We start from the raw sequence: 12,955 nt of genomic DNA, 5'->3' as shown, positions 1-12,955 counted from the left end.
ACAACACTCTGATAATTCGACGCATAGGAAGTCCACCATGTTGGTCTGGGAAGAAGAAACGAAACCGTCCTCGAGCGCAGCAGCCGTCACGCACAAGCAAGCTCCGCTCGTCAACACCTCCCCGTCGCTCGCCACGCACGCAGCGACCGCCAGCCAACCGACTCCGCTTTCTGCCGCCGCCTCCGCTCACGCTGCCGATTCCAAGCAGCAAAACGCACGAGTCAAGGCCGCCGACAAGCGCATCATCAACGGCCAGACCGACGTGAACCAATTGGTTCCGTTCAAGTACAAGTGGGCCTGGGAGAAGTACCTCGCCACCTGCGCCAACCACTGGATGCCGCAGGAAGTGAACATGAGCCGCGACATCGCGCTCTGGAAGGATCCCAACGGCCTGACCGAAGACGAGCGCCGCATCATCAAGCGCAACCTCGGCTTCTTCGTCACCGCCGATTCGCTCGCCGCGAACAACATCGTGCTGGGCACGTACCGCCACATTACGGCACCGGAGGCTCGCCAGTTCCTGCTGCGCCAGGCCTTCGAGGAAGCGATCCACACGCACGCGTACCAGTACATCGTGGAGTCGCTGGGCCTCGACGAGAGCGAGATCTTCAACGCGTACCACGAGGTCAAGTCGATCCGTGACAAGGACGAGTTCCTGATCCCCTTCATCGAGGCGATCATGGACCCGAGCTTCGTCACCGGCACCACGGCCAACGACCAGACCCTGCTGAAGAGCCTGATCGTCTTTGCCTGCCTGATGGAAGGCCTGTTCTTCTACGTCGGCTTCACGCAGATCCTGGCGATGGGCCGCCAGAACAAGATGACCGGCGCGGCCGAGCAGTACCAGTACATCCTGCGCGACGAGTCCATGCACTGCAACTTCGGCATCGACCTGATCAACCAGATCAAGCTCGAGAACCCGCAGCTCTGGACGGCCGAGTTCAAGGCCGAGATCAAGGCCCTGTTCCTGAAGGCCGTGGAACTCGAGTACCGCTACGCCGAGGACACGATGCCGCGCGGCGTGCTGGGCCTGAACGCCTCGATGTTCAAGGGCTACCTGCGCTACATCGCCAACCGTCGTGCGGTGCAGATCGGCCTGGAGGAACTGTTCCCCAATGAGGAGAACCCGTTCCCCTGGATGAGCGAAATGATTGACCTGAAGAAGGAACGCAACTTCTTCGAAACCCGCGTCATCGAGTACCAGACCGGTGGCGCATTGAGCTGGGACTGAATTGAAGTGAGCGGCGCAGAAGCCTTTCACCGTTCGGTCCTCTTTTAAAAGAGATCAAGAAGATTGACGAACCGGTTGACCGTTGCATCCATAGAAAAACGGCATGCCTGTTCGCACCCCATTCATCGCATCGGAGCACTCCTCCTGGGTGACTTCCGAGTGATGGATAACCGCACGATGGCAGATCGATCGGCTGCGTGCGGTGCCTTTTCCACTTGATCAAGGAGAACTGAAATGGCAACTGCAAAGAAGGCCGCTCCGGCCAAGAAGGCCGCCCCGGCGAAGAAGGCTGCGGCTCCCGCGAAGAAGGCCGCTCCGGCAAAGAAGGCCGCTCCGGCGAAGAAGGCAGCGCCCGCTAAGAAGGCCGCTCCGGCGAAGAAGGCAGCACCGGCCAAGAAGGCGGCGGCTCCGGCGAAGAAGGCAGCTCCGGCCAAGAAGGCGGCGCCCGCGAAGAAGGCCGCTCCGGCGAAGAAGGCAGCACCGGCCAAGAAGGCCGCGCCCGCCAAGAAGGCAGCTCCGGCCAAGAAGGCCGCCGCTCCGGCGAAGAAGGCAGCCCCGGCCAAGAAGGCCGCTGCCCCGGCGAAGAAGGCTGCTCCGGCCAAGAAGGCTGCTGCGCCCAAGGCCGCTGCCAAGAAGGCCGCTGCTCCGGCGAAGAAGGCTGCTGCCAAGAAGGCCGCTGCGCCGAAGGCTGCCGCTGCCCCTGCCCCTGCTGCGAAGCCTGCCGCTGCTGCCCCGGCTGCCAAGACGGCACTGAGCCCGCAAGCCGCATGGCCGTTCCCGACGGGCAACAAGCCCTAAGTAACGCGCAAGGTCTCGCGACCATCAAAGCCCCGCCTCGGCGGGGCTTTTTTATGGGCGTTCAGGGATGGAAGATTTCGACGCTGTAGCCGCTGACTCTCTGCTCGCCGGTCGACAGCAGCACCTGCAGCGGCATCTCGGCGCCGGGTGTCAGCGAGGCCTTGCCGCCCTTGAAGTCCGATGGCGCCAGCGTGCGCCGCGCGACAGTGCTGCCGCTGGCATCCGTCAGGCTCAGCTCGACCCAGGGCGTGGCCACCTCGAGGCCCGACTTGTTGCGCAGGCTCAGGCTCAGCTGGTACTGGTTGTTCGGCCCGGCCGTGTTCAGCGCACTGGCCTCGACGCCGACGACATCGATGCGCCGCCACGGCTTCAGTTCGCAGCCGCCGAGCTCGCACAGCGCCTGCATTGCGGGCCGCGTGGCCGGCTGAACCGCGACGATGGCATCGTGGAACTGCAGGGCGAACTGCAGGCCCAGTCCTGCGACGAGCAAGGCCGCAGCCGCGCCCAGCGCGATGCGCACCTGCGGCCGACGCCACCGTTCAGCCTGCTGCGCGCGGCGCATGAACTCGGGCATCGGCGGCGGCGCTGCTGCTGCGGTCGCGGCCTCTGCCGGCGAGGAGGTGGCGGCAGCCGCTTCGGCCAGACCGGGGGCGAGGATTGCGTCGGTGCCGAAGTCCTCGATCGGCGCCGGAGGTGGGGGCGGGGGCGGATTGGGTGCAAAGGCTTCCGCCTCCGGCGGCGGCGCATCTTCTTCGACCCACTGCGGCTCGGGATACGAATCGACGGCGGCGTCGGCGACGGCTTCGATCGGCGGCTCCTCCTCGGGCATGGGCGAGGTCGGCGTCACCGTGGGCTCGGGCGCGGGCCAGGTGTGTTCCGGCTCGCGCATCGTGCGAGCCTGCAGGTTCGGAGGCAGGATGGGCGCGGGCTCGGGGGCTCGCGCGTGGGTGTTCACCGACGCGGAAACCGGCGTCGGTGCCGAGGTCCAGACCGGTCGGGGTTCAGGGGGCGGCGGAGGCGGCGGCACCTGCACGGCGACGGCGCCGGGGGCAGCCGCGGGCCAGGGAGGCGGTGCTTCGCGATCGATGTCGAACAGCTGCTCGCGTGCGTCGAAGACCTCGGCGCAGCGGCCGCAGCGGACCCAGCCCTCGGACACGCGCAACTGATCCTGGACCACCCGGAAGATGGTGCCGCAGGCGGTGCAACGGGTGGCAAGACTCATGGTGGCGGATGATGCCACGCCGATGTCGGTCCTCGGCGCCTAGCGGCGCGCCGTCATCAGGATCCAGCCATCCTCGCTGTCGCTGACCTCGAGCTGCACCCAGGGGGCGTAGGCCTCTTTCAGCTCATCGGCCTGCCGCTCGAGGATGCCGGCCAGCACCAGGTGGCCGCCCGGGGTCAGGTGTGAGCAGAGCAGCGGCGCGAGCAGCCGCAAGGGCGTGGCGAGGATGTTCGCGAGCACCAGCGGGTACTCGCCGTTCGCGGCGTCGGGTAGCGCGGCATGCACGCTGACCTTGTTCGCCTCGGCGTTCGCCAGCGTCGCCGTGACGGCCGCCGGGTCGATGTCCACTGCGTCGATGTTCGTCGCGCCAAACAGGGCCGCGCCGATCGCGAGGATGCCGGAGCCGCAGCCGTAGTCGAGCACGCGCGGCCAAGCTTCAGCGTTGCGCGCGATCCAGCGCAGGCACATCCGTGTCGTCGGATGCGTGCCGGTGCCGAAGGCCAGGCCCGGGTCGAGCTGCATCACCTGCTTGGCTTGTGCCGGCGCCTCGTGCCAGGACGGCACGATCCAGAATTCCGGCGTGATCTCCACCGGCTTGAACTGGGATTGCGTGAGCCGCACCCAGTCCTGTTCCTCGACCGCCTGGATCGCCTGCACGTGAACGTCTGCGGCCCAGTCCTGCGCGAGGATCAGCGTCGCCGTCTCGGTCGCCTCGGCCTCGGTGGGGAACAGTGCTCGAACGACCGAGCGCTGCCAGCCCGACTTCGGCGCCGGCATGCCGGGCTCGCCGAACAAGGCCTTCTCGGCATCGGTGTCGGCGTCCGCATCCTCGACGGACACGGCCAGCGCCTCCACCTCCATCAGCGCGTCGCTGACGATCTCGACGTCGTCCTCGCTGCAGATCAGCAGCAGTTCATGCAGGTAGGCCATGCTTGCTCGATCAGTGCTTGTGCTGGGCCATCCAGCCTTCGAGGTAGTGGATGGACGTGCCGCCCTCGACGAACTTCGCGTCCACCATCAGCTCGCGGTGCAGCGGGATGTTGGTCTGGATGCCTTCGACCACCGTCTCGCTCAGAGCGATGCGCATGCGGGCCAGGGCCTGCTCGCGGGTGTCGCCGTGGCAGATGATCTTGCCGATCATCGAGTCGTAGTGTGGCGGCACGAAGTAGTTCGTGTACGCATGCGAGTCCACGCGCACGCCGGGACCGCCGGGGGCGTGCCAGGTCGTGATGCGGCCGGGCGAGGGCACGAACTTGACCGGGTCCTCGGCGTTGATCCGGCACTCGATCGCATGGCCGCGCATCTCGATGTTGCGCTGGGTGAAGGGCAGCTTCTCGCCGGCGGCGATGCGGATCTGCATCTGCACGATGTCGATGCCGGTGACCATCTCGGTGACCGGATGCTCCACCTGCACGCGCGTGTTCATCTCGATGAAGTAGAACTCGCCGTTCTCGTACAGGAACTCGAAGGTGCCTGCGCCGCGGTAGCCCATCTTCTTGCAGGCGGCAGCGCAGCGGTCGCCGACCTTCTCGATCACGCGGCGCGGAATGCCTGGTGCCGGCGCTTCCTCGATGATCTTCTGGTGGCGGCGCTGCATCGAGCAGTCGCGCTCGCCGAGCCAGACGGCATTCTTGAAGCCGTCGGCCAGCACCTGGATCTCCACGTGGCGCGGGTTCTCCAGGAACTTCTCCATGTAGACCTCGGGGTTGCCGAAGGCCGCGCCCGCTTCGGTGCGGGTCATCTGCACGGCGTTCACCAGGGCCGCCTCGGTGTGAACGACGCGCATGCCGCGTCCGCCGCCACCGCCGGCCGCCTTGATGATGACCGGGTAGCCAACCTGGCGGGCGATCTTGATGATCTCCTTCGGATCGTCCGGCAGCGCGCCTTCGGAGCCGGGCACGCAGGGCACGCCGGCCTTGATCATGGCCTGCTTGGCCGAGACCTTGTCGCCCATCATCCGGATGTTCTCGGAGGTCGGGCCGATGAAGGTGAAGCCGCTGCGCTCGACGCGCTCGGCGAAGTCGGCGTTCTCGCTCAGGAAGCCGTAGCCGGGGTGAATCGCCTCGGCGTCGGTCACCTCCGCGGTGGCGATGATCGCCGGCATCGAGAGGTAGCTCTTGCTGGACGGTGCCGGGCCGATGCAGACGGCCTCGTCGGCCAAGCGCACGTACTTGGCGTCGCGGTCGGCTTCCGAGTAGACGACCACCGACTTGACACCCAGTTCGCGGCAGGCGCGCTGGATGCGCAAGGCGATCTCGCCCCGGTTGGCAATGAGAATCTTCTTGAACATCGCCGAGGCCTTATTCGACGACGAACAGCGGCTGGCCGAACTCGACCGGCTGACCGTTCTCGCACAGGATCTTGGTGATCGTGCCAGTCTTGTCCGAATCGATCTCGTTCATGATCTTCATCGCCTCGATGATGCAGATCGGCTCGCCTTCCTTGATCTGGCCGCCGACGTCGGCGAAAGGCTTGGCGTTCGGGCTGGACGCGCGATAGAAGGTGCCGACCATCGGCGAGGTGACGATGTGGCCGGTCTGGACGACGGGCGCCGGGGCGGCGGCCACCGGTGCTGCCGCGGCCACCGGCGCCGCTGCCGCCACGGGCGCGGCGGCCACCGGCGCGGGCACGGCCATCATCTGCATGCCGGCCGGCACGCCGGCAGCGCTGCCGTCGGACTTGACGATGCGGACCTTGCCGTCCGCTTCGGTGATTTCAAGTTCAGAGATGTTCGACTCAGAGACGAGGTCGATCAGGGTCTTGAGCTTGCGCAGATCCATGAGGGTTCTCCAGCGATTTCGGTTTTGTAATGTGTCGACCGTCTTGTGGCGATCGATCGGGCAGGTCCGGCCTGGATCAGGCCGGCTCCTGCAACTTCTTCAGGGCGAAGCTCAGGGCCAGCGAGTAGCCCTGGGCACCGAGCCCGCAGATCACGCCCTCGGCCAGCGCCGAGAAATAGCTGTGATGGCGGAAGGGCTCGCGCTTGTGGATATTGGACAGGTGGACTTCGACGAACGGGATGGCCACGGCCGCCAGCGCGTCGCGCATCGCGACGCTTGTGTGCGTGTAGGCGGCCGGATTGATGATGATGAAGCGGCAGCCCTCGCGCGCACTGGCCTGGATGCGGTCGACCAGAGCACCTTCGTGGTTGCTCTGGAAGCTCTCCAACGTGAACCCGGCTTTGGATGCTATTTCAGCGAGATCTGCATCGATCTGCGCCAAAGTCGTCGCGCCGTAGACCCCAGGCTCTCGGGTACCGAGGAGGTTGAGGTTGGGTCCGTGAAGGACAAGAATTTGCATCAAGGGCGGAGCGGCAAAGCAGAAGAGGCTGGACTTTACGCTTTTTAGGGGCCGATCGATGCAAATGCCAGAAAATTTATCTCTTGACCTTCCCCGCCTTTTGAGCATCCCCTAAAAGTAGGGGGAGGGCGATATTAGCCGTATTTCTTGGCCAGGTCGCGCAGTTCACCCAGGCTGGTGGAGCCGAGTTTCTTCCAGATCAGCTCGCCGTTGGCATCGAAGGCGACCGAGAAGGGCAGGCCGCCCTGGGCGTTGCCGAGCGTGCGCGCGAGGTCGGTGCCGGTCAGTCCGGCCAGGGCGATCGGCAACTCCACCGGCAGCTTCTGCAGGAATTTCTCGACCGCCTCCTTCGAGTCGACCGCCAGGGCCAGCACCTGCCAGGCCGGGGTCTCGTGCGCGAACTGGTTGATCTCCGGCAGTTCCTTGACGCAGGGTGCGCACCAACTGGCCCAGAAGTTCAGAACCAGCGGTTTGCCGCGCAGGCTGCTCGTCAGCAGTTCGCCGCCTTGCAGCTTGTCGAAACGTGCCGTCCAGAAGGCCCGGGCCTCGGGCGACACCGGGGCGGCGGCCTTCTGGTGCCGCCAGGCCAAGGTGGCGCCGACGGCCGCGGCGCCGACGCCGGCGGCGATCAGCAGGTTGCGGCGGGTCGCATTCGGGGAGGTGTTCTTGCTCATGCTTGCTCTTGTTCCATCAGTCGGTTGAGTGCGGCGAGGTCGCCGCGTTCGCTGCGGCCGCGGGCGTCGGGCTTCAGCGCGCCGCGCAGGTCGTCGAAATCCAGGATGCTCAGGTGCACGGTCGCCGGCTCGCCCAGCGCCGGGCAGGGCGTGGACAGGCTCAGCACGTCGATCTGCTGGCCGCGCGGGCCGTTGGTGGCGCCAACGTCGTAGTCCACGTTCTTGTCGATCAGGGCGATTTCGGCCGACTTGCTGTCGTCGCAGAACAGCTGCAAGTGAATTGCCGAGAGCCGGGTCGCCGTGCCGCGCCAGACGGCGCCGGTCAGGTGCGGCCGGAATTCGGCCAGCCGCGTCATCCAGAGCGCGGCCACCTCGCGCAGCGCGCGCAACTCGGCCGGCTGGGTGTCGGCGCAGAAGAGGGCGAGGTAGTCGCGCACCTCGTCCTCCAGCTCCTCATTGCCTGGCAGGGCGCTGCGCTTGGGCAGACCCAACACCTTCAGCGCACGTTGCTTGGCCGGGCCGTACTCCATGCCCTCCTCGACGATCAGCCGCGCCGCGGCCGCGGCGATCTCTCGCTGGACCGAGTTCTCTTCACTCATGGCAGTTCCACCGCATTCATCCGCGCGCCCACGGTCGCCGCGCGGCCGATCAGGAAGGACGAGGCCGGCTGCTTCTCGTAGCGCTTGGGCGCCGGCAGCATCACCGCCAGCCGCGCCGCCTGCGCCGGCGAGAGCTTCTTCGCATCGACCCGGAAGTAGTGCCGCGCCGCCGCCTGGGCGCCGAACACCCCTTCGCCCCATTCGACGTTGTTCAGATAGATATCCAGGATCCGCTGCTTGGACAGGAAAGTCTCCAGCATCAGCGTGACCGCCAGTTCCTGACCCTTGCGCAGCAGGTTGCGCTCGCCGCTGAGAAAGAGGTTCTTGGCGAGCTGCTGCGTGATCGTGGAACCGCCGACGATCTTGGCGGCTACCGGTTTGGCCTTGGCCGACGCCACCGCATTGCGCTGCTCGGCGCGTGCCTCGGCCTTCTGGTTCTTCTCCCAGGCCTTCTCCAGCGCGTCCCAGTCGACACCGCCATGGTCGACGAAGGTCGAGTCCTCGCTGGCGATCACGGCCCGCTTCAGCGAGGGGGACAGCGCGTCGTCGTCCACCCAGTCCTGGCTCCACAGCACCTGGTGCTTCTCGGCCGCCAGCCGCCAGATCTCGGAACGCTGGAAGCTCGTCGACTGGGGCGCCAGCACGGCCATCAGGGCAATGCGGCCGGCGAAGAAGACCTGCAGGCACAGCACGCTGAGCAGGATCAGCGCGAGCAATCGCAGCGCGGGTTTCATGATGACGAGGCGGACTTGGCTTCGACCTTCGCACGCAGCGCCGCCAGCACGCCGGCCGTTTCGGGCTTCACGCCGCGCCAGACTTCAAAGGCCTCGGCCGCCTGCTCGACCAGCATGCCCAGGCCGTCGCGCGCCACCGCGCCGTGTTCGCGGGCCCAGGCCAGGAAAGAGGCGGCGGCCGGGCCGTACATCATGTCCAGCGCCAGCGCGCCAGGCGCCAGCACGGCCGCATCAACGGGCACTCCCGAACCGGCGAGGCTCGTGCTGGTGCCATTGATGAGCACATCGAAACCGTTCGGGCAGTCCGCGAGCGTCGAAGCCCGGATCGCCACGCCGTGCTCTCGCGCCCAGGCCGCATGCGAGTCGATCAGTGCCTGCGCCTTGTCCAAGGTCCGGTTCGCCATCACCACCCCGGCCGGGTGCGCCGCGATCAGGCTGCCCAGCACGCCGGCCGAGGCGCCGCCGGCGCCCAGCAGCAGCACGCGCCGCCCGGCCAGCGGCACGCCGGCATTGCGCTCGATGTCGCGCACCAGGCCGGCGCCGTCGGTGTTGTCGCCGAACCAGCCCTCGGTGTCGTCGAAGCGCAGCGTGTTGACCGCACCGGCCAGGCGCGCGCGCGGGCTCAGCCGGGCGGCCAGCGCGTGGGCCTCGAACTTGAACGGCACGGTCACGTTGCAACCCTGCGCGCCGCCGGCCGCAAAGGCGCGGATCGTGGTGGCGAAGTCGTCCAGCGGGCACAGCAGCCGTTCATAGTTGACGGCCTGGCCGGTCTGCTGGGCGAAGCTCGCGTGGATGAATGGCGACTGGCTGTGCGCCACCGGATTGCCGGCGACGGCATAACGACTGATCTCAGCGGAATTCATGGGGAAGGGTTGGCGGTGAGTCGGGTTTCCACGCCGTCCTCGCGGGTGAAGCGGAAGCGCGAGGTGATCACCAACACCTCGGCACCCTGCCGCATCGCGGCGGTGAAGACGCCGAAGGGCGAGGCGGCGCTGACGATCGCGATGGCGCGGCGGTCCAGGTTCGGGTTGCCGGAGGAGGAAACGATTTCGGTGTCGATCACACGGCCGCGCTGGTCGACGTGGATGTTCATCGTCAGCTCGCCGTACAGCTTGCGGCCATTGTGCTCGGGGAAATCGCGCGTGCCGCGTTCCTCGATCTTGTGGCGCAGCGCGTCGTAGTACTGGGCGTAGACGACCTCACGCGTGGCCGGGCTCAGGTAGCGCTTGCGCGGCCGGGCGTTCTCGTCGTTGACGCGCTTTTCGATCTCGGCAAGCAGTTGCACCAGCGCGCGGCGACGTTCGGCCAGCTCATGGGCGGTCGGCGTGTTGGCGTTGCGTTGTGGGTCGGGCGAGGGCAGCAGTGCCATCTCGCGCCGCAGTTGCGCCAGCAGCTGCTGTTGCTGCTGCTGGAGTGCGGCGATCTGCGCGTGCTGCTCCTCGGCCGCCTCGCCCACCTCCAGCAGCTTGGCCGGCGGCAGCGGCGAGGTGGCGCGGCCGCTGTCGGCATTGCCGCCGCCGGCCAGGTTGGCCTGGGCCAGCGCCTTGGCCTCGGCCGGCGCTTCGTTGGAGCGGGTGTTGACGAGCACGACCTCCAGCGGCGTGTCCTGGAACACGCGATTGAAGGCATCCGGATCCACGATGCGCAGCGTCAGCAGCGCGCCGTGGACACCCAGCGAGATCAGCAGGGAGAGTTGCAGCGCGCTGAGCCGGAGTGCCGCCATCGATGGTGGTGATCAGCTGGCCTGGGCCTCGGCGCCGGTGGTGGCGGTGTCGCCCTCGGCCTCATTGACGTCGATCGCCAGCGTCAGCGGGCCGGCTGTAGCTTCCTCTTCCTCGTCGGGTTCCTCCGCTTCGCCGGCGACGGCGGCTGCCTCGTCCAGGCGCTCGATCAGGTTCGCATGCAGGTCCAGCGTCATCTCGTCGATGCCGGTGATGCGCACGCGCACGTGCGTGCCGCGCGGCAGCGGCTCGCAGCCCAGCGCCTTGAAGACCAGCGGCAGTTCGTCGGCGCGTACCAGGCCGTCCTTCATCACGGTGGCGGTCAGCTCGGTGATGCCGTTCTGCTGCACGTAACGCAAGGTCCAGAAGCGCTCGATCCCGTTCTGGAAACCGTTGTAGGCGCTGTAGGCAGCGTCGAAGCCCGAGATGATCGAGAACAGCTGCGCGTCCTTGGGCTTGAAGGGTGCGACCAGGGCGGCCGTCCGGCCGTGGCGCGCGCAGGCAATGATCTGCCACTGGTTTACCAGGTCCACGTAGCGGCGCAGCGGCGAGGTGGCCCAGGTGTACTGCGCCACACCCATGCCGGCGTGCGGCAGCGCCTTGGTGCCCATGCGCACCTTGATGCCCGGCGCCAGGCTGGCCTGGCTGCGGTAGATGCCCGGCAGGCTCAGCTCGGCCAACCAGCCGCCCCAACTCGAATTGGCCAGGATCATCGCCTCGGCCACGATCAGGTCCAGCGGCGCGCCGCGCACGCGGGTGCTGATGCTGACCGTCTCGCTGCCGTCGGGCTCGTGGGCGCCGCCGGTGTCCAGGCGGAAGTTGTAGTCCGGGCGGTTGAAGGTCTCGGGCTTGCCGCGCACGACCTCGCGCTTGGCCTTCAGGTCCGTGGCGAGCCGGAAGCAGAAGGCCAGCTCGGGCGCAAATTCATAACCGGCAGATTCAGCGGAGCCGGTCAGTGTCGCCTCGGTGATCACCGCGTCGAGCTTGTCGTGGCGCAGGTTGGCCTTGATCGCGACGCGCTCCAGCTTCGTCTCGCTGGCCTTGATCTCCAAGGTGGCTTCGTCGATCGTGAAGTAGATCGACACGGCCGGGCAGTCGCGGCCCTCGATCAGCGTGTAGGCCTGCACCACCTCGTCCGGCAGCATGGTCAGCTTCCAACCGGGCATGTAGACGGTGGACAAGCGCGCGCGGGCGACCTTGTCGACGTCCGAGTCGGGCTGGATCGCCAGGCCCGGCGCGGCGATGTGCACGCCGAAAGTCACCGTGCCGCTGCCCAGGCCCTGGACCGACAGAGCGTCGTCGATCTCGGTCGTGGCCGAATCGTCGATCGAGAAGGCCTGGGCGCTGGAGAGCGGCAGCTCGTCCTTGATCGCCGGCGCGGTCAGCGGCGGGAAGCCGGTGCCCTTCGGGAACTCCTCGAACAGGAAGCGCTTCCAGTGGAACTGGTAGGGGCTGGTGATGGCGCCGGCCGACTGCAGCAGCTCCAGCGGGGCCTTGTGGGCGCGCCGCGTCGCCTCGACGACGGCCTTGTATTCCGGCCCGTTCTTGTCGGGCTTGAACAGGATCTTGTAGATCTGCTCCTTGATCGGCGCTGGGCAGCTGCCGGCCGCCAGTTCCTCCGCCCAGGCCTCGATCTGCAGCGCCTGCTGGCGCTTGCGCTCGATCCCCAGCAGCGCGGCCTTGACGGTTTCCTCGGGCGCCTTCTTGAACTGGCCCTTGCCCATGCGGCGGAAATAGTGCGGCGCCTCGAACAGGCGGAACAGCGCCGCGGCCTGCTGGGCCACGCCGGCCTTGGCGTCGAAATAGTCGCGCGCCAGGTCGGCGAAGCCGAACTCGGTCTCGGGCGCGAACTCCCAGGCGAGGTCGAGATCGATCTCCTGCGACAGGCGCTGGCCCTCGGCCAGCAGCTCGGCCGGCGCGGGCTTGTCGAACTTCAGCAGCACATTGGCTGCCTTCACCTTCACGCGCTTGCCGGAGTCCAGTTCGACCTGCATCGAACTGTCCGCCTCGGACATCACGCGGCCGGCCAAGAATTTGCCGGCGTCATCAAACAATGCGTACATCCGGCGATTGTCGCCGCATCAGGTGTCAGCCCAATTCCAGGAAATCGATGAGTGCGGGCAGGTGCGTGTCGAAGTCGCTCAGGCCATGGTCGCCGCCCTCCAGCAACAAGACTTTGCATTCGGCGTAGCGGCCCAGCATCTCGCGCCAGTCCAGCACTTCGTCGCCCTTGGCGAGGATCGCGAAATAGCGCTGCACCTCAGTCAGCGCGGTCGGCGGCGCCAGTGCGCGCAACTCGTCGACGAACTCGGGCCGGAAGAAGAAGTGCTCGCTCGGGTCCTGCCAGCAGGTCTGCTCGCCGATGTAGTTGGCGAGGTCGCGGGCCGGGTCGACGGCGGGGTTCAGCAGTACGGCGCGGCAGCCGAGCTTCTCGGCCAGCGCGGTCGCATAGAAGCCGCCCAGCGAGCTGCCGATGACGGCGCTGCTGTCGGCCGGCCAGCCGTGCGTGAGCTGCTCGATCAGCGCCATCGCCGCGGCGGGCGAGGGCGGCAGCTGCGGGCATTCGAAACGCAGGTCGGGCCGGTGCTGCCCCACCCATTCGGCCATGCGCAGCGCCTTGGCCGAGCGGGGCGATGAACGGAAGCCGTGCAGGTAGATCAGCTGCTGTGTGCGCAT

14 protein-coding genes are annotated in these 12,955 nt (G+C 67.2%); 2 read left to right on the top strand and 12 right to left on the bottom strand.

The genetic code is table 11. The features are described from left to right. Positions 1-37 precede the first annotated feature (37 nt). A complete protein-coding gene (locus SNE35_RS02035) occupies positions 38-1,231 on the top strand; it encodes a ribonucleotide-diphosphate reductase subunit beta (RefSeq protein WP_320421127.1) in 1,194 nt (397 codons plus the stop codon). A 234-nt stretch (positions 1,232-1,465) separates the two neighbouring features. Then, complete coding sequence (locus tag SNE35_RS02030; RefSeq protein WP_320421126.1) at positions 1,466-2,029, top strand: histone; 564 nt, start codon at positions 1,466-1,468, stop codon at positions 2,027-2,029. A gap of 61 nt (positions 2,030-2,090) precedes the next feature. On the opposite strand, the gene SNE35_RS02025 is transcribed toward SNE35_RS02030, so the two are convergent. The 12 genes from SNE35_RS02025 to SNE35_RS01970 all read right to left on the bottom strand — a co-directional run bounded on the left by SNE35_RS02025 (position 2,091) and on the right by SNE35_RS01970 (position 12,955). Continuing rightward, positions 2,091-3,251, bottom strand: a complete 1,161-nt coding sequence (locus tag SNE35_RS02025; RefSeq protein ID WP_320421125.1) for a zinc-ribbon and DUF3426 domain-containing protein — start codon at positions 3,249-3,251, stop codon at positions 2,091-2,093. A 39-nt stretch (positions 3,252-3,290) separates the two neighbouring features. After that, on the bottom strand, positions 3,291-4,172 hold the full coding sequence (prmA, locus tag SNE35_RS02020) for a 50S ribosomal protein L11 methyltransferase (RefSeq protein ID WP_320421600.1): 882 nt from the start codon (positions 4,170-4,172) through the stop codon (positions 3,291-3,293). Between the two features lie 19 nt (positions 4,173-4,191). Further along, positions 4,192-5,541, bottom strand: a complete 1,350-nt coding sequence (gene accC, locus SNE35_RS02015) for an acetyl-CoA carboxylase biotin carboxylase subunit (protein ID WP_320421124.1) — start codon at positions 5,539-5,541, stop codon at positions 4,192-4,194. A 10-nt stretch (positions 5,542-5,551) separates the two neighbouring features. Further along, complete coding sequence (gene accB / locus SNE35_RS02010; RefSeq protein WP_320421123.1) at positions 5,552-6,031, bottom strand: acetyl-CoA carboxylase biotin carboxyl carrier protein; 480 nt, start codon at positions 6,029-6,031, stop codon at positions 5,552-5,554. A gap of 76 nt (positions 6,032-6,107) precedes the next feature. Then, the gene (gene aroQ, locus SNE35_RS02005; protein ID WP_320421122.1) at positions 6,108-6,554 is read right to left on the bottom strand and encodes a type II 3-dehydroquinate dehydratase; all 447 of its coding nucleotides are present in this window, start codon (positions 6,552-6,554) and stop codon (positions 6,108-6,110) included. A 131-nt stretch (positions 6,555-6,685) separates the two neighbouring features. Further along, a complete protein-coding gene (locus SNE35_RS02000; RefSeq protein ID WP_320421121.1) occupies positions 6,686-7,225 on the bottom strand; it encodes a TlpA family protein disulfide reductase in 540 nt (179 codons plus the stop codon). Beyond that, positions 7,222-7,824, bottom strand: coding sequence for a hypothetical protein (locus SNE35_RS01995; RefSeq protein WP_320421120.1), 603 nt, complete (start codon positions 7,822-7,824; stop codon positions 7,222-7,224). Before SNE35_RS01995 ends, SNE35_RS02000 begins: the two co-directional genes overlap by 4 nt. Beyond that, entirely contained in the window at positions 7,821-8,558 is a 738-nt protein-coding gene (gene mtgA, locus SNE35_RS01990; RefSeq protein WP_320421118.1) for a monofunctional biosynthetic peptidoglycan transglycosylase, read from the bottom strand. Before mtgA ends, SNE35_RS01995 begins: the two co-directional genes overlap by 4 nt. After that, the gene (gene aroE / locus SNE35_RS01985) at positions 8,555-9,421 is read right to left on the bottom strand and encodes a shikimate dehydrogenase (protein ID WP_320421117.1); all 867 of its coding nucleotides are present in this window, start codon (positions 9,419-9,421) and stop codon (positions 8,555-8,557) included. Before aroE ends, mtgA begins: the two co-directional genes overlap by 4 nt. Continuing rightward, entirely contained in the window at positions 9,418-10,281 is an 864-nt protein-coding gene (locus tag SNE35_RS01980) for an energy transducer TonB (protein ID WP_320421116.1), read from the bottom strand. Before SNE35_RS01980 ends, aroE begins: the two co-directional genes overlap by 4 nt. Before the next feature lie 12 nt (positions 10,282-10,293). Beyond that, entirely contained in the window at positions 10,294-12,342 is a 2,049-nt protein-coding gene (locus tag SNE35_RS01975; RefSeq protein ID WP_320421115.1) for a ribonuclease catalytic domain-containing protein, read from the bottom strand. 25 nt (positions 12,343-12,367) lie between these two features. After that, the gene (locus SNE35_RS01970; protein ID WP_320421114.1) at positions 12,368-12,955 is read right to left on the bottom strand and encodes a YqiA/YcfP family alpha/beta fold hydrolase; all 588 of its coding nucleotides are present in this window, start codon (positions 12,953-12,955) and stop codon (positions 12,368-12,370) included.

The organism is Roseateles agri, from assembly GCF_034043675.1.
In the GTDB taxonomy this organism is placed as follows: Bacteria; Pseudomonadota; Gammaproteobacteria; order Burkholderiales; family Burkholderiaceae_C; genus KK5.
This window is presented reverse-complemented; position numbering and strand designations above follow the sequence as displayed.